This window comes from Candidatus Minimicrobia sp. QA0096 (assembly GCF_963967315.1).
GTDB lineage: Bacteria > Patescibacteriota > Saccharimonadia > Saccharimonadales > Saccharimonadaceae > Nanosynbacter.
In genome coordinates this window covers 507,375-527,074 of the sequence record NZ_OZ017288.1, presented here as the reverse complement: position 1 = coordinate 527,074, position 19,700 = coordinate 507,375, and the positions used below count along the sequence as shown (strand labels likewise).

17 protein-coding genes and 1 tRNA gene are annotated in these 19,700 nt (G+C 40.7%); 12 read left to right on the top strand and 6 right to left on the bottom strand.

Going from position 1 to position 19,700, the window contains the following annotated elements:
• Positions 1-71 precede the first annotated feature (71 nt).
• The 5 genes from AACH20_RS02810 to AACH20_RS02790 are packed head-to-tail and all read right to left on the bottom strand — an operon-like array spanning position 72 to position 1,925.
• Positions 72-449, bottom strand: coding sequence for a hypothetical protein (locus AACH20_RS02810; protein WP_338503960.1), 378 nt, complete (start codon positions 447-449; stop codon positions 72-74).
• An 8-nt stretch (positions 450-457) separates the two neighbouring features.
• Complete coding sequence (locus AACH20_RS02805; RefSeq protein ID WP_338503957.1) at positions 458-838, bottom strand: hypothetical protein; 381 nt, start codon at positions 836-838, stop codon at positions 458-460.
• A gap of 1 nt (position 839) precedes the next feature.
• Positions 840-1,115 (bottom strand): hypothetical protein, encoded by a 276-nt coding sequence (locus tag AACH20_RS02800; protein WP_146475607.1) that lies wholly within the window; start codon positions 1,113-1,115, stop codon positions 840-842.
• Between the two features lie 10 nt (positions 1,116-1,125).
• The gene (locus AACH20_RS02795) at positions 1,126-1,554 is read right to left on the bottom strand and encodes a hypothetical protein (RefSeq protein WP_338503951.1); all 429 of its coding nucleotides are present in this window, start codon (positions 1,552-1,554) and stop codon (positions 1,126-1,128) included.
• The gene (locus tag AACH20_RS02790; protein ID WP_338503949.1) at positions 1,554-1,925 is read right to left on the bottom strand and encodes a hypothetical protein; all 372 of its coding nucleotides are present in this window, start codon (positions 1,923-1,925) and stop codon (positions 1,554-1,556) included. The genes AACH20_RS02795 and AACH20_RS02790 overlap by 1 nt, the downstream gene beginning before the upstream one ends.
• Positions 1,926-2,028: 103 nt before the next feature.
• On the opposite strand from AACH20_RS02790, the gene AACH20_RS02785 reads away from it, so the two are divergent.
• From AACH20_RS02785 to AACH20_RS02730, 12 genes are all read left to right on the top strand, one after another.
• Positions 2,029-2,106, top strand: a tRNA-Asp gene (locus AACH20_RS02785).
• A gap of 32 nt (positions 2,107-2,138) precedes the next feature.
• Positions 2,139-3,383, top strand: coding sequence for a hypothetical protein (locus AACH20_RS02780; RefSeq protein WP_338503947.1), 1,245 nt, complete (start codon positions 2,139-2,141; stop codon positions 3,381-3,383).
• 47 nt (positions 3,384-3,430) lie between these two features.
• Positions 3,431-6,415 (top strand): hypothetical protein, encoded by a 2,985-nt coding sequence (locus tag AACH20_RS02775; RefSeq protein WP_338503945.1) that lies wholly within the window; start codon positions 3,431-3,433, stop codon positions 6,413-6,415.
• A 58-nt stretch (positions 6,416-6,473) separates the two neighbouring features.
• The gene (locus tag AACH20_RS02770) at positions 6,474-9,005 is read left to right on the top strand and encodes a hypothetical protein (RefSeq protein ID WP_338503943.1); all 2,532 of its coding nucleotides are present in this window, start codon (positions 6,474-6,476) and stop codon (positions 9,003-9,005) included.
• Between the two features lie 30 nt (positions 9,006-9,035).
• On the top strand, positions 9,036-9,947 hold the full coding sequence (locus AACH20_RS02765) for a PrgI family protein (protein WP_338503940.1): 912 nt from the start codon (positions 9,036-9,038) through the stop codon (positions 9,945-9,947).
• A 9-nt stretch (positions 9,948-9,956) separates the two neighbouring features.
• Entirely contained in the window at positions 9,957-10,832 is an 876-nt protein-coding gene (locus AACH20_RS02760; RefSeq protein WP_338503938.1) for a hypothetical protein, read from the top strand.
• Complete coding sequence (locus AACH20_RS02755; protein WP_338503936.1) at positions 10,832-12,691, top strand: VirB4-like conjugal transfer ATPase, CD1110 family; 1,860 nt, start codon at positions 10,832-10,834, stop codon at positions 12,689-12,691. Before AACH20_RS02760 ends, AACH20_RS02755 begins: the two co-directional genes overlap by 1 nt.
• A gap of 17 nt (positions 12,692-12,708) precedes the next feature.
• Positions 12,709-15,681, top strand: coding sequence for a M15 family metallopeptidase (locus AACH20_RS02750; RefSeq protein WP_338503934.1), 2,973 nt, complete (start codon positions 12,709-12,711; stop codon positions 15,679-15,681).
• Positions 15,681-16,130 carry a hypothetical protein gene (locus AACH20_RS02745; protein WP_338503931.1) on the top strand — a complete coding sequence of 150 codons (450 nt, stop codon included), beginning with the start codon at positions 15,681-15,683 and terminating at the stop codon, positions 16,128-16,130. The genes AACH20_RS02750 and AACH20_RS02745 overlap by 1 nt, the downstream gene beginning before the upstream one ends.
• Positions 16,123-17,343: a phage tail tip lysozyme gene (locus AACH20_RS02740; RefSeq protein WP_338503929.1), complete on the top strand. Its 1,221-nt coding sequence runs from the start codon at positions 16,123-16,125 to the stop codon at positions 17,341-17,343. The genes AACH20_RS02745 and AACH20_RS02740 overlap by 8 nt, the downstream gene beginning before the upstream one ends.
• Complete coding sequence (locus tag AACH20_RS02735) at positions 17,343-17,951, top strand: hypothetical protein (RefSeq protein WP_338503927.1); 609 nt, start codon at positions 17,343-17,345, stop codon at positions 17,949-17,951. The genes AACH20_RS02740 and AACH20_RS02735 overlap by 1 nt, the downstream gene beginning before the upstream one ends.
• A 2-nt stretch (positions 17,952-17,953) precedes the next feature.
• The gene (locus AACH20_RS02730; protein ID WP_338503925.1) at positions 17,954-18,604 is read left to right on the top strand and encodes a hypothetical protein; all 651 of its coding nucleotides are present in this window, start codon (positions 17,954-17,956) and stop codon (positions 18,602-18,604) included.
• Here the strand turns inward: AACH20_RS02730 and dnaN are convergent.
• Positions 18,594-19,691 (bottom strand): DNA polymerase III subunit beta, encoded by a 1,098-nt coding sequence (dnaN, locus tag AACH20_RS02725; protein ID WP_178143072.1) that lies wholly within the window; start codon positions 19,689-19,691, stop codon positions 18,594-18,596. The two genes, AACH20_RS02730 and dnaN, sit on opposite strands and share 11 nt — an antisense overlap.
• Between the last annotated feature and the right edge of the window lie 9 nt (positions 19,692-19,700).

Sequence of the window (19,700 nt, the reverse complement as noted above, 5' to 3'; positions counted from 1 at the left end):
TTTTCTCCTTGTTTAATGATATTACTATTATACATTTTTATCTGTTATTTGTAAAACTAATTATGGATTTATTATAGTCGATTTGTAACCATATTGACGATCGCGTATGCCATAATAGCCACAATTAGTCCAACCACTGAATAGGTGAGCGTACTCTGAGCAGATTTTGTCTTTGAAGCGTCGCCAGCCGAAGTAATATAGCGAAATCCACTAAAAATAATCATAATAACAGACAGAATACCTACAGCCCAAAGCAAAACATTAACTACTGTTTTTATTAGACCTTTATCACCGTCAATACTTTTACCTTTCATTTCCGATGTTGTAGCGGTATTAATACCATCAGATACCTGGGCAGAAGCGCTACCTGGCAGGGAAGCAGTAGATAAAACTGATGTTCCAAATACCGCACAGGTCATAATTGCTATTGATATTATTGATTTTTTCATACTTTCTCCTAATTAAACCTATTAAATACAAAATTAACAATCGCTGAAGCGAATATAGAAACTATTAAGCCAACGACAGCATATAAAACAGTATTCCTGGCTTTTGCAGCTTTCTGAGCATCACCGCTGGAAAGTGCAAACATAATACCGCCAATAACTATCATAATAATCGAAATAGCACCAACGGCCGTAAGTAAAACTTCAACGATAGTTTTTATAATACCGTTCACTTGAGTTTCGCCACTGCCCTTATTTTTACAATAGACAGAGTTTTCATTTCCATTTGAGCAAATATCAATACCGTTAGCCGCGGATACCGCTGGAGTAAACACGCCAAGGAGCCCAATTATTAGTATTCCAGCCGTCAGGATTTTTGTAAAAATCTTCATTTTAAACCTTTCCTATAATATAACCTGTTATAGCAATCGCACTAGCAATAATAACCAAACCAATAACTGAATATAAAATAGCATTCTTTGCGCTGGCCGTCTTAGCGGGATCGCCGGAAGACAGGGAATAATTTATTCCAGCAATAATCACCACAATAACAGCCACGACACCAGCCACCCAGAGCGCCAAATTAACAAACTTCATAATATCTACATCGTTATTCTGTGGCACGCCAAGATCATCTGCTTTTCCTAATAATCCAGCAAAAAATTCCATATATCTCATTTTATACCCCTATCTTTGATGATATAAAGTTAACCAACGCAACAGAAGCTAGGGCGATAACCAGACCGATCGCGGCACTCATAATAGTCTTTCGCCCATGAGCAGCCTTGTCTGGAGCACCGTTACTGGTCATCATCAAGAATCCACCGTACATAATATATCCAACAGTCGTGTAACCGATAAGCTGCAGCAAATCATCAACGATATTAAGCGCGATTTTCCAAATATAGTTAGCTTGAGAATTAGTATCTGTGCCTGGATTTTTAAGGGAACAGTCACTATTAGTCAAGCCGCTATACCATGGTTTTAATGTTAAAATCTTCCCCTTATTAGAACATGCATCGTCCGCAAAAGAAATACCCGGGAAAGTTACGCTCGCCCCAAACGACCCTATAATCATTAAAGACATTGCTATTATAATTTTCTTCATTAATCGAAAACTCCTCCTGGAATAATAAAGTTAGTAATTGCCACCATAAACGCAAACATTATTATCCCAATAACAGTATTCGTCCAGACTTCACGTGCTTTTTTTATCTTATCTGGACTACCCTCAGAAGTGGTATATAAGAATGCGCCATATATAACAGCACCAACCGCCGCGACCAAAACTCCAGCGGTTAAGATTTTAATAACTTGCTTGATTATGTTGATAATTGCCGTACTACCTTCGCCTTCACAAGAAATAACAGAGGTTTCCGCGCCGCCGCAGCCGGCAGCCAAAGCTACTTTGGGTATAAAAACGCTCCCTGCGATTACTGTTGCGATGAATATACTGATTACAATATTTCTTTTTGCCATAAAATTTTCTCTTATACCTAAATTGTAAAATAGTCAAGCGAAAAAAGCAAACATTTTCCTTGAAAAGACAGAAGTAATCTGATAATATAAGGGGTATTGATATGCGCTCGTAGTGAAGTTGGCCTATCACGCCTCCCTGTCACGGAGGAGATCGCCGGTTCGAATCCGGTCGAGCGCGCCACAGATATTTTCACCCTAACAGGGTGTTTTTTTATGGAAAATATACTTAACTTATTGCATTTTTGTATAGTTTATGTTATGATATGGGCAATTGGACTAGAAAGTCTAAGAAGTTTTTACAATAAAATATCTGACAATGTCAGAGGAAGGATACCAAGCGTTATGGTTCGAAATCGTGAACAATTTAACCCAAGCGATTCAAAAACAAGTCTTTCAACTACAACTAAAGAAAAGTTCTTAAAGGGCATCGCTACAGCGGCAGCACTGTTAGCTTCAGTAGCTCCGTTGTCAGCCTGTGGTGAAAGCTACAGTGAGCCAACTCCAGATACAACACCTACCTCGCAGGAAACTCAAGATTCTACACCTTCAGTAGAAGAGACAAGTTCTCCATCACCAGAGGCTAGAGAAATCCCAGAAATTGAGGGACTGGATAATCTTCTAGACTCTTTGGATAATGCAAAAGACACGAACGACAAGAGAGCAGCCTTCATTAATTATACAAACATGCATGCTAACAGCGAATCTGCAAAATTAGATATTGATGAGTTTGGTCAGATAATCACAACAAAAGAAGAACTCCCTGGAGTCATGAAAAATATCGGAGAGCACAGCGCCTACAGTATTAATTTGATGGCCAAATCCTACTTTAAACTAGTCGACGAAGGCAGAGTGGAAGAGGCAGACAAGATGCGCGACGCCTACCTAAGCAGTATGGCTATAGGAAGTGCTCAAAAGGTGATATATGACTTTTTTGAGGAGTATAAAGAATACCCTGAGGAAAGATATCTTGACTATAACGTTTTCGACCTATTTCCACTAGATGGACAGCCAAATAAAATATTTGAGTCTACAGGAAAAGACGGTAATTATCCAAAGCTAGTCCGAAACAACGCTAATAACGCAGACCCTTGTTCTGATGAAGGAGATCTTACACGATGCAACGGTCTAAATTACGGTGGTTGGATTCCTAAATATCAAGCAGCTTATCTAACAGGAGATGGTGGGGTTGAAGAAATAATGACCATTGTTAACACTGACAGGGGGAGTGCCGAAAATCTAAACTTTGACCCGTCAAAGGAGCAATCCCTTGATGCGGTATCAGACCGCACAGTAAAGATTCGAGTAGCTCCTGTGATAATTGATTTCCGAGGAATCAGTGTACCTCATGATTATCAAAAACAAGGAAGCCCGATGCTATTCACTATAAACGGTGAAGACGTACCAGCATACGAAATCCCTGAGATACAGAATGCTTGGGACAATATTAAAAAAGACTAAACTCCAGACTTAGCAACTATTGCATAAACACCTTCATATGTGATTAAATGAAGGTGTTTATGTTTATGAGTGGGTTTAGTCGTAGAAACGTCTTTAAGAGTATAGTTTTATATTTGTGCGTGAGCGCCTTATTTATATTACCAATTTCTACACTATTAACCTCTTTACCCGCATTTGCTGATGGATACTTTGATGGCCTCAGTACTCAAGAAAAATATAAGTTCTATGTTTATGCGCGCGCATTAGATACATGTTTTGTCCGTGCAGGAAGTAAGGCGCCCAACAGCAACGTAGAGGAGCTGAAAAAGGGAAAAATATTTAATAATGTTGGCGACGGAGCTTACGTAGGAACTTTTCCAGGCTTTACAGGATACAATAGCTCGGGAGGATATTTTGATTGCAACTCAGCTGAACTTATGAGTACAGCTGTTAGTCAATTCAACATACAGCCACAAGGAAGATCCTCCGCCGTAGAGGTATTGCTTTGCAAAATAGGATACAGGAGAGGCACTAACTACACCCTGTCCGAAGACGAATGTATAAATGGAAGTGGTGCATTTGGCAAAAAAAAGAAGTCTGCAGGAGGGAAGGATGATAGACAAGTTGACGCTAATGTATATTCAAAAGGAAAGATATTTGAAGTACTAACAAATTTATCAGGTTATAAAAATGGTATAGAAAACTCCGATCCTAGCATAAAATATCTGGTTTCGAGGTCCATGATAAAAGGTTGCGTAAAAGACGACAATCCTCAACCTCAACGACACAGCTCAAAAGATTGGGAAATACCAAATATAGATGGTAACGGAAATGCAACTAACTCATATTACCTACCTGGCGACGGGCAGGGTTATAATGTGGGCGGATCAAATAACCGTGAATGGCCACAGAATCATTATGACGCAAACATTTCTGAATGGCAGTGTATGAATATATATCAACGCCTAGTGGAGTCAGCGCCAAAATATCAAGAAGCCCTAAAGCAGTCAGTCACAGACACCGCGTGTGTAGGGCTGGCAGACGAAAATCTAAAAGCCGCCTGCAGACGCGGTATAAATCATAAGGATGATCCTAAGTATTGCTACACAAAATATGAAAATCAGCCAGAAAAAATAAACGCCTGTAAGCAAGGTCAGTCTGCTAAAATAGAAACTCCGTCGGAAGGTGACGGCGGCGGAGAAGAAGAGGAAAAAAATTCGTGTGGTATTGATGGAATGGGATGGCTTATTTGTCCTTTAATGACTTTTATGGGGGGAATTGCTGATGCTTCTTATTCTGTAATATCACAGTTTCTTAATATTAGACCTGCTATCTTCGATGAGGGGTCTGATGCGGTAGGAGCAAAACAGGCATGGAACTTCTTTCGTGATATAGCAAACGTCATATTTGTATTGCTATTTTTATGGGTAATTTTCTCACAAGTCAGTAGTATCGGCATAAGTAACTACGGCATTAAAAAAATCTTACCAAAATTAATAGTGGGAGCTGTATTAGTAAACCTATCGTTTTATATATGTCAATTAGCCGTCGACTTATCCAATATCCTTGGCTTTACACTAAAAGAAGCTCTTGAAGGAGCGGTGTCTGGAGTTGGTGGATCGTCTTCAAATTCAGCAATAGCGAGCGGTCTCGGCGCAGCAGTTGCTGGCATTCTAGTTCTTACAGGAACAGTGCTATTTGCAGCGCTTGCAGTCAGTGTACCAACATTACTATCTCTAATGTTAGTGCTACTTGTTGTGCTTGTCATACTAATAGTTAGACAAGCAGCTATAGTTCTCCTAATATCAATTGCGCCCCTAGCATTCGCAGCTTGGCTCCTGCCAAACACCGAAAGTTTATTCAAAAAATGGGTATCAATGTTTAGGGGGTTATTAATGGTTTTTCCTATAATATCCCTTTTGTATGGAGCTGGTAAATTAGCAGGGGCAATATTAATGACAACAGCCACAAGCGACCCGAATGATACTGCGATAACTATGCAGTTTGCAGGCTTGGCAGCGTCTATTTTGCCATTAGGCGCCACACCTTTCGTACTACAGAGCTCCTTAAATTCGTTGGGCAATATTGGCGCAAAGATAGGCAGAATGGGTGCTAATGCGCATAGTCGATTCGCTGGAAATATAAAAGGCGCAGCAAAAGGACGTGTTGACAATTCTGTTATTGGCGATACAAAAAGAAAATACTCAGACTTCATGAATAGAAAACGCGCAAGCAGGCGAACGGGTAAATTTGCGACGTGGAGGGACAATAGTCCACTCGGTCAATTCATGGGTTGGGATAAAGGTGGAGCGCGCGCCCGCGCAACTGTAGCTAAGGCGTTCGAAAGCGACGTTGAAAATGCATCCACAATGTTGCAAGGTATGACATCTGACAAGATAGCCAATATAGCCAACGGCACAACTGTAGAATCAAAGGCTATGCGCGCGGCGGCTATTGACCATACTATGGCTAATGGTAGTTTTAAAGAACGTATGGATGTATTGAGTAGTCTAAAAGGCACAGACAACTCCATAAAACAACGGGCAATTAAAGCTGCATACGCAAAGAAGGATAATAATATCATAGGAAATGGATTAGGAGATGCTATCCTTAATGACGAGGTTGGTAGTACGCAAGACCTATCTAATATGGCAGTAAATAATGCCGCGTCTGGAAATCTACAGGCGGAACACTTAGTACAAAATGGCGCAGCAACCAAATGGTTATCCGATGCTATTACTACTAGTGGAAGTCAGCAAGCTAAGGATGCATTTATAAAAGCAGGAGAAGTTGCCATATCAAATCCAAATACTGCGAAAAATATAAATCAAGCAATATCCGAAGCGTTAAATGCTCACGGAGTGGTTGCCCATAATACGCCACAGAATACATCCTCCTCTAATTCTCAACAGAACAGCCAAGGTAGCAGTCCTCAACAATCACCACAAAATAACCAACAGAATAATAGTAATTCTGGGGAGAAAATAATTATCGCTACATCTCAAGAAGATGTAAGAAAGGCATTGGAGGATTCTAGGCGACGAGGGAACTAGGCACATGCTTCATACGCTCTCTTGACTTTTTCCATCAAAAATGCTAATATAAACCCAGATGGAGTGGTTAATTTCCCGTAAGCAGTTTCTTAACAAGTGGCTGCAGTGGTTTGTATTGCTGATAGCAGGGATGCTGGTGGGCATTTTTCTTAATAACTTAACACACTCAACCTCTGTTTACGCTGTAGATGCAGAATGGAGTGGTCATAATTTAACCTATAATAAAGAAAAATATACAAAGGTAAGTGATGATAAAAAGATCAAACAATTTAACCTACCTGATAATTCGCTTGTTTATGTTAATGAAGATAAGAATAAAAAAGAAGCCAAGGTTATTTATTTCCCATCAAGCGAAATATCTTCACTAAGTTCCGCAACCTACGCAGTTTATTCATTTACGCCACCAAACACCTATGAACAAACCAGCACCTCAACTATTTCAATTGAATCGCCATCTGAAAATTCAACAGGTACTTCCTGTGATGTGCAGGGAATAGGTTGGATTATCTGTCCACTCTCCAACTGGCTGGCTGATGGCATAGATTATATGTACAGCGCGCTTCAGGAGTTCTTAAAAACTAAGCCGTTAGAAACGACCAACCAAAACAGTGGAATTTATCTGGCGTGGGTCATTATGCGCAACATTAGCAATGTGGCGTTTATTGTGGCGTTTTTGGTGATTATCTACTCACAATTGACCTCTGTAGGAATTAGCAATTACGGCGTTAAAAAAATGCTCCCTAGGTTAATAATTGCGGCAGTGCTGGTCAACTTATCATTTACGATTTGTGCTATATTACTGGATTTATCAAACGTAACTGGTTACGCTTTCCAAGACGCTTTCATGGGGATTAAAAATACCATATCCACCGTAGGAGAAAATACGGGTGTAGGTTGGACATGGTCAGAAGTTATTGTGATGATATTATCCAACGGAGCTTTAGCTGGCGGGGCAGTCGCAACAGTAGCCATGGGCGCAGAACTGCTACCATTGGCACTATCAGCATTAGTGGGGATAGGTCTAGTGCTTCTCTTAGTACTTCTAATTATGGCAGCACGTCAAGCTTTGATTGTAATCTTAATTATCATTTCACCTTTAGCCTTCGTTTGCTATTTACTTCCTGGCACAGAAAAATGGTTTAAGAAATGGCGAGACTTATTCCTCACGATGTTAGTATTTTTCCCGGCATTCGCTGTAATATTCGGTGGGGCACAACTAGCGGGAATAATAATTATCCAAAACGCCACTGGAGCAAATGGTGGAATAATGCAAATCTTAGGAATGGTGGTTCAAGTTATACCATTAGCCTTAACACCTATAATTCTGAAACTTAGCGGCGGAGTATTAGGCAAATTCGCTGGGTTTGTTAATGACAAGAATAAAGGCTGGTACGACAAGTCCAAAAACTGGGCTAAAGATCGTCGTGAGATCACTAAAAACAAGAAGTTGACTAATGCCAATATGACGCGATTCAACCCAAATCGTTTACGCCGCCGAATGGATCATAATAGTAGATTGCGTAAAAAGGATCTGGAAACTTCACAGAAAAATGCCGAGAATTCATTTAGGAATACAGCCAAATATAAGAAGTCGGACTTATATGCCAGACAGGCTTCCAGGCGCTCAGATTTCTTATCTGCACAAGATGATAATCGCTACCTCGAATCTACGCTGGGTCACGCACCAGATGATATATACGAAAAAAGATCTCTATACGATCGTGCTCTGAGAAACGTGTCGGCTACCTATGCAACTCGACAAGATTTGAAAGCCCATCAGCAGCAAACCGCATTCATGAATGATATTAAAGACCTAGAAACCGAAATTGCAACAGCGGGTCTGATTAAGAACAACGCTCAACGTCAGCAGCACAGTGAATTTGCAGAACAATTGATAAACAGCAAGGAACTTCGAGAAAAAGCTGGCGGCAACGTATTCAAAGATGCAAATGGCAATTTGATTGGTGCAAATGCAGCCTTAGCTTCAGCCATAGCAACCAGCCGCAGTGAGTACGCCAAGTCTGTTGATGAAGCTCATCAGATTATGAAGCATTATAAGCTGAGCGCTGAGCAAAGACAAAAGATATCTTTAGGCAATTCCGTGACGCTTTCAAATGGAACAGTACTGGATAGTAATAACATATTTATACGTGAAGCCGCAATTGAAGAGCAGATTAAATACGGAACTGTTACAGAAGTGGCTCAGCTTGTTAGCGAATTACCGCCAGAATTCTATTCTTCCGTGTCGGCAGCATTAGCGTCATCCGGCGTGAAAAACAAAGCTTCATTTATGGGCGGTAAATTAATTGACGATATGGTTAAGGGCGCTATTAATAACCGTCAAGATTTGCTCAATTATTGTGCTGACTGGCTACAGGGTGGTAAATATAAACCAGAAACTTTAGCCACCACTGAGGCTGATGGTGTTAAGTTATTAATAGAAGCTGTAAAGAATACATCTGTTATTACTGATAAGAAACGTCAAGATCTTAAGAAAGTTATCAACACAATTCTTACTGATAAGAGGCTGTCAGCTAATGCAACTGACGCAGCCAAAGATCAGTTCAAAAACCTTCGCAACATGCTATAATCATCATATTTTTGATATAATATAAGCAGTATGTCGGTGTATAAAGTCCCTCAAGATGTCGAGGCGGAGGACAAACTGCTCGGGCCGTTTAGTTTCCGACAGTTTGTGTTCTTAATTATAGCTGTTATCGGAATCGCTATCGCGTACGGTTTGAGTACAATTTTACTACCTTTGGCAATAATTCCTGTGCCGATAATTTTATTCTTTGGAGCGCTGGCTTTACCGCTTAAAAAAGATCAGCCAATGGAAGTTTATTTGGCAGCAGTCATTTCTTTTATGTTAAAACCAAAAAAACGTCTATGGCAGCCTGATGGAATTGAAAGATTAGTCGAAGTTATCGCGCCAAAAGTCGAGGAGAAGACTTACGGAAATAATTACGATCAAGCCGAAGTTCAGCGAAGATTGTCATATTTGGCGAATTTGGTAGATAGTCAAGGTTGGTCAATTCGTGGCGTCAATAATCCGAATAGCTCGATGCGTGCCGACTTATTCAACGAAGGGCAAGCGGCTAACGACATATTGGATGAAAATAGTGCTACGGCGCAAAATATCAATCACTTAATAAATCAGTCAGATGTTCGTAGACGACAAGAAGTTATCCAAAAGATGCAAACAGGGCAATCTGCTACACCGCCTCCTACGCAAACACCTCAACCATCTCAACCAGATAATCCTACTCCAGCCGCACCACTACAAATGAATCCGTACCCAACAATGCGTCAATCCGTATTAAATCCAGTGTCCGGACTACCTGTCACGAACACTCCAGCTCAAACTCAGCCGACAACCACGCCGCAAACTAGCGTAAACGAGGTGCCACCTGCTATAATAGAACTGGCAAATAACCGCGACCTCTCGATTGAAACGATTGCGCGTGAGGCAAATCGAATTCAGCAAGAAAATAAATTATCAGATGAGGAAGTGGTGATTTCACTACGTTAGGTGGGGTTTATGCAACCAGAGTTACAAAATCAACAATCTTATCAGCAGGTTCCGCAAACCAATGCGGCTCTTCCTGGTGTCTCTCAGCAGCCATCAGCAGCAATTGGTTCGGGACCAAGTCCAACCGCGCCATCTCCAGATAAAACCCCTGACGACAAGAAGCAAAAAGGACCAATTAGCACCCAGAATACGCTGCTTTTCTCTGAAATGCGCGAAAATATGATCATCATGAGCGATGGCAGTTTTCGGGCAGTAGTGGAATGCGAATCGATCAACTTCGACCTTATGAGTTCACGCGAAAGAGAGGGAATTGAGTTCAGTTATCAAAACTTTATTAACTCTCTATATTTCCCAATTCAAGTTCTTATCCGTTCACGCCGCGTAGACATTGGCCCATATCTGGACAGATTGGCTGAAATTCGCCGCAATCAAGACAATATGCTCCTCAATGTCCTAATGGATGATTATATGGATTTTATTGATATTCTGGCACAAGAGGCAAACATTATGGATAAGAGTTTTTATGTTGTCGTTCCATATTATCCAGCTGGCGAGGAAAATGCCTTCAAACAACAGACTAAGGGATTATTCAATAGCTTCTTCAGCGGAAAAAAAGAGGCAACCGTAACAAAAATTGACCAAGTTACCTATACCAAAGCAAAAGATGAAATTAAAAACCGCATTGATTCGGTTATGAATGGTCTATTCCAAATGGGCGTAAAAAGCTGGCAATTGAACACCCGACAACTGGGTGAGCTGTTCTACACTTCATATAATCCCGACACGTCGTCACGTGAATCGTTAGAGGACATTGATCCAAGCGAGCTTACGACCACTTACGTAACTAAGGGAACTGGTCCATCACCGAGAGGAGGAAGGTCATAATGGCGAAGAAGAAATTAGACGCCGTTGATATTGCTGCTCAACAACGAGCAAGGGAGCAAGCCGAAGTCGAACAAGCCTTCTTAACTGGTGTTCGAACTTTGCGTGATTTTATCGCGCCAAGTAGTATTGAGCTTCATTCTGACCATTTCCGACTTGGCTCAAAATACGGTCGCACAATGTATGTTTATGGCTATCCTCGCCAAATCTACACCGGCTGGCTTAGCTCAATCATTAACATCGATGAAGTGCTGGATATTAGTATGTTTATTTATCCAGTCGATACGCAAATTGTCCTGAATAACCTGCGTAAAAAAGTTACTCAGTTGGAAGCAACCATGAATATCAACATGGAAAAAGGAAAGGTGCGCGATCCAGGCTTGGAAGCGGCTTTGCAAGACGCCGAAGAATTGCGCGATCAATTGCAGATTGGCGCCGAAAAGTTCTTCCGCTACGGCTTATATATTACGCTTTACGCCGACAGCTTGGACGAGCTAAACTTCATCCAGCATAAAATTGAAACTATTTTTGGTCAACAATTGGTGTTCTCAAAAGTAGCTTCCAGCCAGCAGGAGCAGGGATTGAATAGCTCTATTCCACAATTGACTGATGAACTACAGATTCGCCGCAACATGAACACTGGCGCAATTTCAACCAGCTTTCCATTCACTTCAGCCGATTTAACAGATAATAAGGGCGTGCTTTACGGAATTAATATGCATAATAATGGCTTGGTGATTTTTGACAGATTCTCTCTGGAAAACGCCAATATGGTCGTGTTCGCTAAGTCTGGTGCTGGTAAATCATTTACCGTTAAGCTGGAAGCTTTAAGAAGTATGATGGTCGGGGCTGATATTGTAATTATCGACCCAGAAAACGAGTACCAAAAACTATGCGACGCGGTTGGTGGCAGTTATATTCGATTGAGTTTAAGTAGCGACACGAGAATCAATCCGTTTGATTTGCCGCGTGTTATTGACACTGATGAAGCAGATGACGCACTGCGAGCTAACTTAGTTACACTACACGGACTACTCAGACAAATGCTGGGCGGCGCAGGAGTAGGAGCCGGCGGGCAAGTCATGGCAGGATTATCACCAGCAGAAGAAGCTGATATTGATCAAGCATTGATTGACACCTACGCGCGCGTCGGTATTACTTCGGATCCATTGACGCACAATTCTACGCCACCGACAATTTCCGACCTATACGACACTTTGCTTCATATGGGCGGAACTGGCCCAAGTCTGGCTCAGCGACTTCGCAAATTTACCTCTGGAACGTTTGCTGGAATATTTTCACAACAGAGTAATATTGATATTAATAATAATATGGTTGTCTTTAACATTCGCGACTTGGAAGATGAACTGCGACCAACGGCGATGTATATTGTTCTTAACCATATCTGGAATATTACGCGTACCGACCAGAGGAAACGTATGCTGATTGTTGACGAGGCTTGGCAATTGATGAAATATGACGATTCTGCCAATTTCTTATTCTCGTTAGCCAAGCGCGCCCGCAAATATCAATTAGGCTTAACGACTATCACGCAGGACGTGGAAGATTTCGTCGGAAGTAAAATGGGGCGAGCAATCGTTTCCAACTCCTCAATGCAGCTACTTTTGAAACAGTCTGCCAGCGCCGTTGACGTTTTGGCGCAAGTGTTTAAATTGACAGATGAAGAGCAGAAACGACTAGCCAATTTCCCAGTTGGGCAAGGATTATTCTTTGCTGGACAAAATCACGTTCACATCCAAATTCAGGCTAGTGATACCGAATATAATTTGATCAATACAAATCCTGTATCGCAACAAATAAAACCGTCAGATTCGCCGATCGGCGGCTACGGAGCGGTGTAGAAAAATAGCGAGAAAATATGGCACGAGTTGATTACACGACGGATTCCGAAACTGACAGCAGGTTAAATCCTGCTGAGCAGGCTAAGTTTGATCAAATCTCGGCTGGTTCTGACAGTGGGTCAGAGTTAAGTGATCGCGAAAAAGATGCCATAAATGACCTTGAATCTCAGTTTGATAATAAAGATTCGGATTTGAATCCTAATCAAAATGATTCCGCCAGCACTGCTGTTAATGACCAAGAATCTTCTGTTCCAGGCAACGGTTTTTATCAGCCGTCTGCGGGAAAAAAGAAAAGTCCAGTAACGTTCAAATCTTTACTGAAAAAACGCGGACCAATTGCAGTTATTGCTGGAATACTGGGACTGGGCGGTGGAATTCTGGGAATATTTCTTAGTCCAGCGACAATGTTACAAAATATTATGGAGAATTTCACCTGGAAAAACGACTCCGCTTCAGTTGTTAAAGAAACCAGAATGAAAAAAATAATAAACAGAATTTTTGAATCTGGTGATGATGCAGGAATTTGCAATAATAAGAAAATTAAATGCAAAACAGGAAGATTATCCAACAAAGCTCTTAAGAGATTCAAGAAATCCGGATTAATTCCAGTTGATGCTGATGGCAAAGAAATGGACATAAAAGGAAGAGGATACCCAGAAAAAAATCCAACTCACTGGAAGGTGGAAGGATTAAACGATGGGAAACCTATTGAGTCGTCGAAATTAAAAGACGAATTGCTCAAAAAAGAGAATCGTAAAATTGCCAGTAAAGTCTATGGCAGAACCGGTCTAATGAAAATGCGTTTCCGCGCCTGGACAGGAAAACACATAAGTAGGCTTTACGGTAAATTCAACCTTAAAAGAAATAGTGCCATTTCAAAAATTGATAAAAAACTTGGAATAAAAGAAAAAAGAGAGAAATTTAAAGAAAAATTACCAAAGTTTGAAGCTGGTAGTGCTAGTAAAAATATTAGCAAAGGTGTTGATAAGTTGGGTGGTAAGCTGAAAAAAGGTGGCCTAGCTTATGCTATTAGTGCAGGGGCTTGTGCTGTAGTAAAAATCCCAAATCTTATTGCGTCAGGTGTAGCAGCAATTCAGTTAGCTCCACTATTAGGCATAGTTATGGATGTTATCCTATCCCCTGGATCACAAGCTAAGGCTTCTGGACTCGACTCTAGTGGTGGTGGATTCTCTCAAGAAACGATGGAAACCATCGGCACTATGCTAACCGAAAGAGGAAAGATGAAAGGGTCCGATAACGCCGAAGGATCGGCATTAGATTCTCCGTATTTACTAGCAGCAATGGGCGTAAATAACGACAAGCCTGGAATTGCAAAAAACTACATTCCTGGATATTCAGTAGCTACGAATCCTATAATCCAAGGCTTTAATGAAGCTAAAGAAGCCACTGAAGGTGTATGCGATTATATATTAAGTCCAGTAGCCATGTATGCCTCTATGGCAGTAGAGGCAGCAGTCTCAGCCTCTACTGGCGGTATAAGTGCGATAGTTAGTTGGGTAGGTAAGGCAGCGCTATCTGAAGTGATTAAAAAAGTACTCGAATATGCAGTTGGCGAGCAAGTAAAAAATATCCTCACAGAATTAGCAAAAAGCCTCCTTACGCCAGACAAGGCTCAATATAAAGACCTGGGAGATGCACTCGGCGTTGGTGCGGCGGCGTTCTTTTCGGCAGGATCTATGGGACAAATGCTCCCCGGGCTTAAGATGAGTCAATTAGCAGAATTCAACGGAATCCAAATAGCAAACGAAGAATTCCAAAAAGAAATGGATATAGCCTCATTAAGTCCATTCGATACGTCCAGTAGATATACATTCTTAGGTAGTATATTCCATAATATGGGCAATATGATGATAGCTAATGGAACTTATAGTAAAACTCCAGTAGCAATGCTGTCTAACATTCTCAGGCTACCTTCTATGGCACTATCTTATTCATCTACTGCAAAAGCAGCAAGCGGTATGTATTCTGATAAATATTGTGGATACGCAAAAGACTTTTATATGGGAAGTGGATCATCCGAAGATCCAGCCGTGAATATGGCAGGATTACCGTGTACTGGCATAACCAATAGCCAGGCAAACATGTCAGTAGAGGAGGCTATTCAAATTGCCGAAAATGAAGGATGGATACAGAAAGATATGGACATTCCAGATGGCGCAGATATATCCGATCTCATGAATAATGGATACATAGTTAAAGATACTCCTCTTCATGACTTTGTAGAAGGCTGTGGAGATGCCAGCACCGGAAGCTACTGGTTTAGTAATGGCGGGTGTACAGCGCCATCAGATTCAACACAAACAACATCATCTACCGCACCAACATATAAAGATAGTGAAGGCAAAGATATTACTGACCAATCTTTCGGAGCTGAAAATTCCGCTAAGCAATACGACGATAGAAAGCTTTCCGCAATGTCAGTATTATTAATTGATTTCCAAATTGCCCAATCAATCAATGGCGAAGATGACGAAGAAGACGCTCCTTCAACCACGGCTAAAGCTCCAGACAATGGCGAGGCAGTTGGCGAACCTCAATTAGAAGAGGCGCAACAAGACGGATGGGGAGGTCATAGCAACGGCGGAATTCCAGATTCAGAATTGCAAACTCTATCTTTCTCGTCAGGCAATAAAATGAATAAGAAAGCTGCAGCGGCCATGGAAGAAATGAATAAAGCGTATAAAGCCGATAACGGGTCAGACTTAATAATTAATGAAGCGTATCGAGATTGTGCAACGCAAATTAGATATAGTAAAGAGCTAGGATCAAGAGCAGCTCCAGCTCCCCCGTGTGTATCAAACCACGGCTGGGGACTTGCTGCAGATATTGAAGTTGGCGCGTTTGGGTCTTCTACATATAATTGGCTAAAAGCTAACGCCCACAAATACGGTTATGTACATCCCGCTTGGGCTGAGCCGGGTGGGAGTAACCCCGAACAATGGCACTGGGAGTATGCGAGGAAGGTCTAATGAATAAAGAAAATAAAGTTATCCTAATATCATCCGTATTATTTTTAGTAAGTATTACGGCAACCTTCCTTATTATTAAAAACCCTGACAGCAATCAATACACAACTATTCTGTCATCATCCCAAAACACTAACGAGAATCAAAATAATACTCACGAGCAATCATCAGAACAGAAAGTTATTACCGAATTACTAAATTCTACCTCTAGTACCTACGGCAACCGTGAATTAAAAAAGTATTCAATAGTAAAAGAGCAGGGCGAATTTAAGTTGGTTGCACTAGAAATTTATAGCGAGAAATTCAAATCTACCTACAACACGTATGCAGTCCTAAGAAATAATTCAGTCATAACAGGCGTTAATGATAGAAAATCCCCAGACGCCTTAAAAAATATTGGTGTTCCTGCAGATATTATAAACGAATATAAGAGGAATCGATCTGATGTATAAAAAGTTGTCTATCGCTCTTTGCTTTGCTATATCTTTTGCTATTACTATGCAGCCAGTATCTTTGGCGGCAGGATATCCCGATTCATATGTAACAAACGATATTCTTTGGTATAAAGAAAATGATTCAACAACTTGTTCCGGATCATCTTCTAATGGAGTATCAGGATCTGATAACCAAGAAAAGATTTGGGGATATCTACGCAACGCAGGATTAAGCGCCGAACAAACAGCTGGCGTGATGGCTAATATTCAGGCAGAGTCAGGATTTAGTCCTACCAGACACGAAGTAGGTCAAGGATGGGGGTCTGGAGGTTGGGGACTTGCCCAGTGGACGTTCGGAAGGCGAACGCTTATAGCTAATAAAATACCGTCTGAGTTAAAAAAATATTACAGCCAAGAGTATGGTGGCGCGCCTAACGACAAGGGTATGGTCGATTCTATTCCGGTAGAAGACAACGACAAGCTATTGATCTTCGAATTAGAGTATTTAGTGCAAGAGGGGACAGAAAGACCCGTTACTGCTCGTGGATTTGGTACCGCTTCAAATTCATGGGAATTATTAAAAACCCTGAAGACAGTTGATGACGCCACTGTTTTTTGGCATGACGATTTTGAAAAATCAGCCATGACAAAAGATGACGTTAAAAATATACGCGGTGCCGCCGCACAAAAAATCTATGAAAGATTTAATGGTACAGGCGGAAGTGGAGGAGGATGCTCTTCATCAAACGGTGGCGGCGACTTTATCGACTATGTCAAACGTTATGCCTGGCCAGAAAAAAGGGTTCGTACAGATAAAAAACCTGATTACGAAAAAGCTATAGAAAAGGCAAAAAGTGAGAACAGATTTACTGGCGGTACGTGTTATGGCGGCGGTGTCGATTGTGGCGCGTTTGTAACAACGATTTTGAACGACAGTGGGTTTGATAAAAATTACAACTACGGAGGTGAGGGCGGTAAAGCTGGGCCGACTGGCGTACAGAGAGCGTGGGCAGAAGCCAACTGGCAAACTCTTGGTAACGGTAGCTCGATCAACGTAGCAGACCTTAAACCCGGTGATGTCGCCCATAGTCCAGGACATACATTTGTTTTTGTTGGTAATATAGAAGGATTTGACTCAAATATAGCATCCGCCTCATTGTGTGAATACGCCCCAAAAGCAGGCAACGAGAGCTTAACATCACCAAGCGTAACTTGGTTTAGGAAGAAATGATGAATAAAAAAATAATTAGCAGTATATTAATATTATTATCAGCCAGTACATTAGTATATGGCGTCATAACCTACGTAAATAGATATGACACCACTCCGGTTTACCTACTAACCTCGCCCGATAAAGCTGAAATTACTACTGGTAGTCAAAAATTTATCGGCTCGCAAGTCGTATATTTAAGACCAGGAACGTACAATTTTAAAGCATCAAGAAGTGGCTTTAAAGATGAGAATATTAATGTTGAAGTAAAAAAAGGTAATCCGTTAAGGATAATTTTTGCACTCACACCCACAACAGAGGAGGCTATTAAAGAATTGCAGTCTTCCTCCAAAACATCAGAAATAGACAGAGCTACAACGGACAGACTTGCTAATGAACAAAAAAAACTAGAAGACGCCAATCCTATAATTAAAAAATTACCAATAAAAAACTTAATTTATTCAATTGGATATAAGGCAGACCCTAGTCATAAGAATGGAGTTATCGTAGAAATCGATACTATAGAAGGATATAGAAATGCTGCCCTCAATAAGATTAAAGAGCAGGGATTTGACCCGTCAAAACTAAATATCACATTTAGAAACTACGCTAATACATTTACGGAGTAATTATGAATCGAAGGAATATTATCATCGGCAGCATTACATTGGCAATATTAACGTTAATATTGCTAGCGATTATGTTCATCCAGCCAACACATACTATATCTATAACTTTCGATAAGGAAAATCTGTCAGCGAAAATATATCGCAACACAAGCAAAAGCACTTCCGAAATTACGTCGATAAACGGTAATTCTAAGATACAGTTATCAGACGGCAAATACATAATAAAGACGTCATCTAAATCTGGTTCTATCAATGAGAATTCCACGGAATTTACCGTAAAAGGATCGGATGAAAATATATCTGTAAAAACTGAATATAGCCAAAAATTCATGTCTAGTAAAATAAATGAATATAGAAGTGATATTTCAGAGGTATTATTTGCCAAATATCCAGAGCTAAAATCATCTTTTATACTTCAAAAAGAAATTATCCTAGGAAATAACGCAGACTGGTATGCGGCTAGTTATCAGAGAGGTGTCATAGATAGAAATTCCGGCGATATCTACACTGTTATTCTGAAGAAAGAAAATAACAAATGGGTGATTAAAACTAAGCCACAAATAATCAATACTATATACAACACCAAAGATATACCAGAAGATATTTTATCAGAAACAGCCTCCAGATTATCTCCGTTTTCTACTAACTCTTAAGCGGCATGATAATGTGTGTATAATCAGGATTTTTTACTTGCTCGCGAATTACGCACGGCGACAATTTACCATTAAATGAGAATACAATTTCATCCGCGTCAATAATATTCAAAACCTCTGTTAGGTAGCGCGAATTGAGAGTAACTTGACCATCTGCGGATATTTTGGCTGTTGCCTCTGAGGTGTTCTCACCAAGTTCAGACGCAATCGAATGAATAGAAAGCAGAGAATTTTCCTCTGATGCGGTAATTGTAATTCCACCACCAGATTCACGCGCAAATAACGCCGCAATTTTCGTAACTCGACTAAAATCAGACTTCTTAATAACGATCTCAGTTTCGGCAGTCGCTGGAATCAATTGGCGATAATCAGGGAATTTCCCGTCAATTAATCGACTAACAATTTCCATATCTCCCGTCTTAAAACAAACTTGAGAATCGTCAAAAAGAACCGTAATTTTCTTCTCATCGCCGACGCTCTTACTGACTTCCGCCAATGTAGACGCAGGAATGATCGCTGAAACTTCATTATCCGACTTTATCAGACGCTTTTCTGCCAGCCTGTAGCCATCAGTAGCGGCTAAGTATAGCGATCCTTCATAATTATGCCAATAAACTCCCGTGAGCACCGCTCGCGTAACGTCAGAGCTAACAGCCAACTTCGTTTGGACTATGGCTTTCTTTAAATCCTCAACATCAATTTCATATTGCATGGCGGTCTTTTCGTCAATTGTAGGCAGCTCAGGATATTCGTCAGCTACTACGCCATTGATAACTGATGAGAATTTTCCTGAAGTTATATGCAAATGTTCGTTTTTGGTTTCAAGTTCCACTGGACCGCTTGGTAAGTTTGTAATGAATTCTGATACCAATCGGGCAGGGATTGTAATAGATCCATGATCTTCAATTTTCGCACCAATGTATTGAGTAGAAGCAATTTCCAAATTCGTTCCAGCAATCAATAATCTTCCTCCATCGGTGCGAAGTAAAATATTATTTAATATCGGCAGTTCATTACGGCTCGATGCGATATCTTTGATTAGATTAAGTGCTTTTGCGAGTTTTTCTTGAGTGACTGATACTTTCATTATACTTTC

Bases quoted from the DNA above. Each gene is read 5' to 3' on its own strand.
- AACH20_RS02780 (WP_338503947.1), top strand. From the start codon at position 2,139: ATGGAAAATATACTTAACTTATTGCATTTTTGTATAGTTTATGTTATG.
- AACH20_RS02795 (WP_338503951.1), bottom strand. From the start codon at position 1,554: ATGAAGAAAATTATAATAGCAATGTCTTTAATGATTATAGGGTCGTTT.
- AACH20_RS02750 (WP_338503934.1), top strand. From the start codon at position 12,709: ATGGCACGAGTTGATTACACGACGGATTCCGAAACTGACAGCAGGTTA.
- AACH20_RS02810 (WP_338503960.1), bottom strand. From the start codon at position 449: ATGAAAAAATCAATAATATCAATAGCAATTATGACCTGTGCGGTATTT.
- AACH20_RS02765 (WP_338503940.1), top strand. From the start codon at position 9,036: ATGTCGGTGTATAAAGTCCCTCAAGATGTCGAGGCGGAGGACAAACTG.
- AACH20_RS02770 (WP_338503943.1), top strand. From the start codon at position 6,474: ATGGAGTGGTTAATTTCCCGTAAGCAGTTTCTTAACAAGTGGCTGCAG.
- AACH20_RS02760 (WP_338503938.1), top strand. From the start codon at position 9,957: ATGCAACCAGAGTTACAAAATCAACAATCTTATCAGCAGGTTCCGCAA.
- dnaN (WP_178143072.1), bottom strand. From the start codon at position 19,691: ATGAAAGTATCAGTCACTCAAGAAAAACTCGCAAAAGCACTTAATCTA.
- AACH20_RS02740 (WP_338503929.1), top strand. From the start codon at position 16,123: ATGTATAAAAAGTTGTCTATCGCTCTTTGCTTTGCTATATCTTTTGCT.
- AACH20_RS02735 (WP_338503927.1), top strand. From the start codon at position 17,343: ATGAATAAAAAAATAATTAGCAGTATATTAATATTATTATCAGCCAGT.
- AACH20_RS02790 (WP_338503949.1), bottom strand. From the start codon at position 1,925: ATGGCAAAAAGAAATATTGTAATCAGTATATTCATCGCAACAGTAATC.
- AACH20_RS02755 (WP_338503936.1), top strand. From the start codon at position 10,832: ATGGCGAAGAAGAAATTAGACGCCGTTGATATTGCTGCTCAACAACGA.
- AACH20_RS02775 (WP_338503945.1), top strand. From the start codon at position 3,431: ATGAAGGTGTTTATGTTTATGAGTGGGTTTAGTCGTAGAAACGTCTTT.
- AACH20_RS02805 (WP_338503957.1), bottom strand. From the start codon at position 838: ATGAAGATTTTTACAAAAATCCTGACGGCTGGAATACTAATAATTGGG.
- AACH20_RS02800 (WP_146475607.1), bottom strand. From the start codon at position 1,115: ATGGAATTTTTTGCTGGATTATTAGGAAAAGCAGATGATCTTGGCGTG.
- AACH20_RS02745 (WP_338503931.1), top strand. From the start codon at position 15,681: ATGAATAAAGAAAATAAAGTTATCCTAATATCATCCGTATTATTTTTA.
- AACH20_RS02730 (WP_338503925.1), top strand. From the start codon at position 17,954: ATGAATCGAAGGAATATTATCATCGGCAGCATTACATTGGCAATATTA.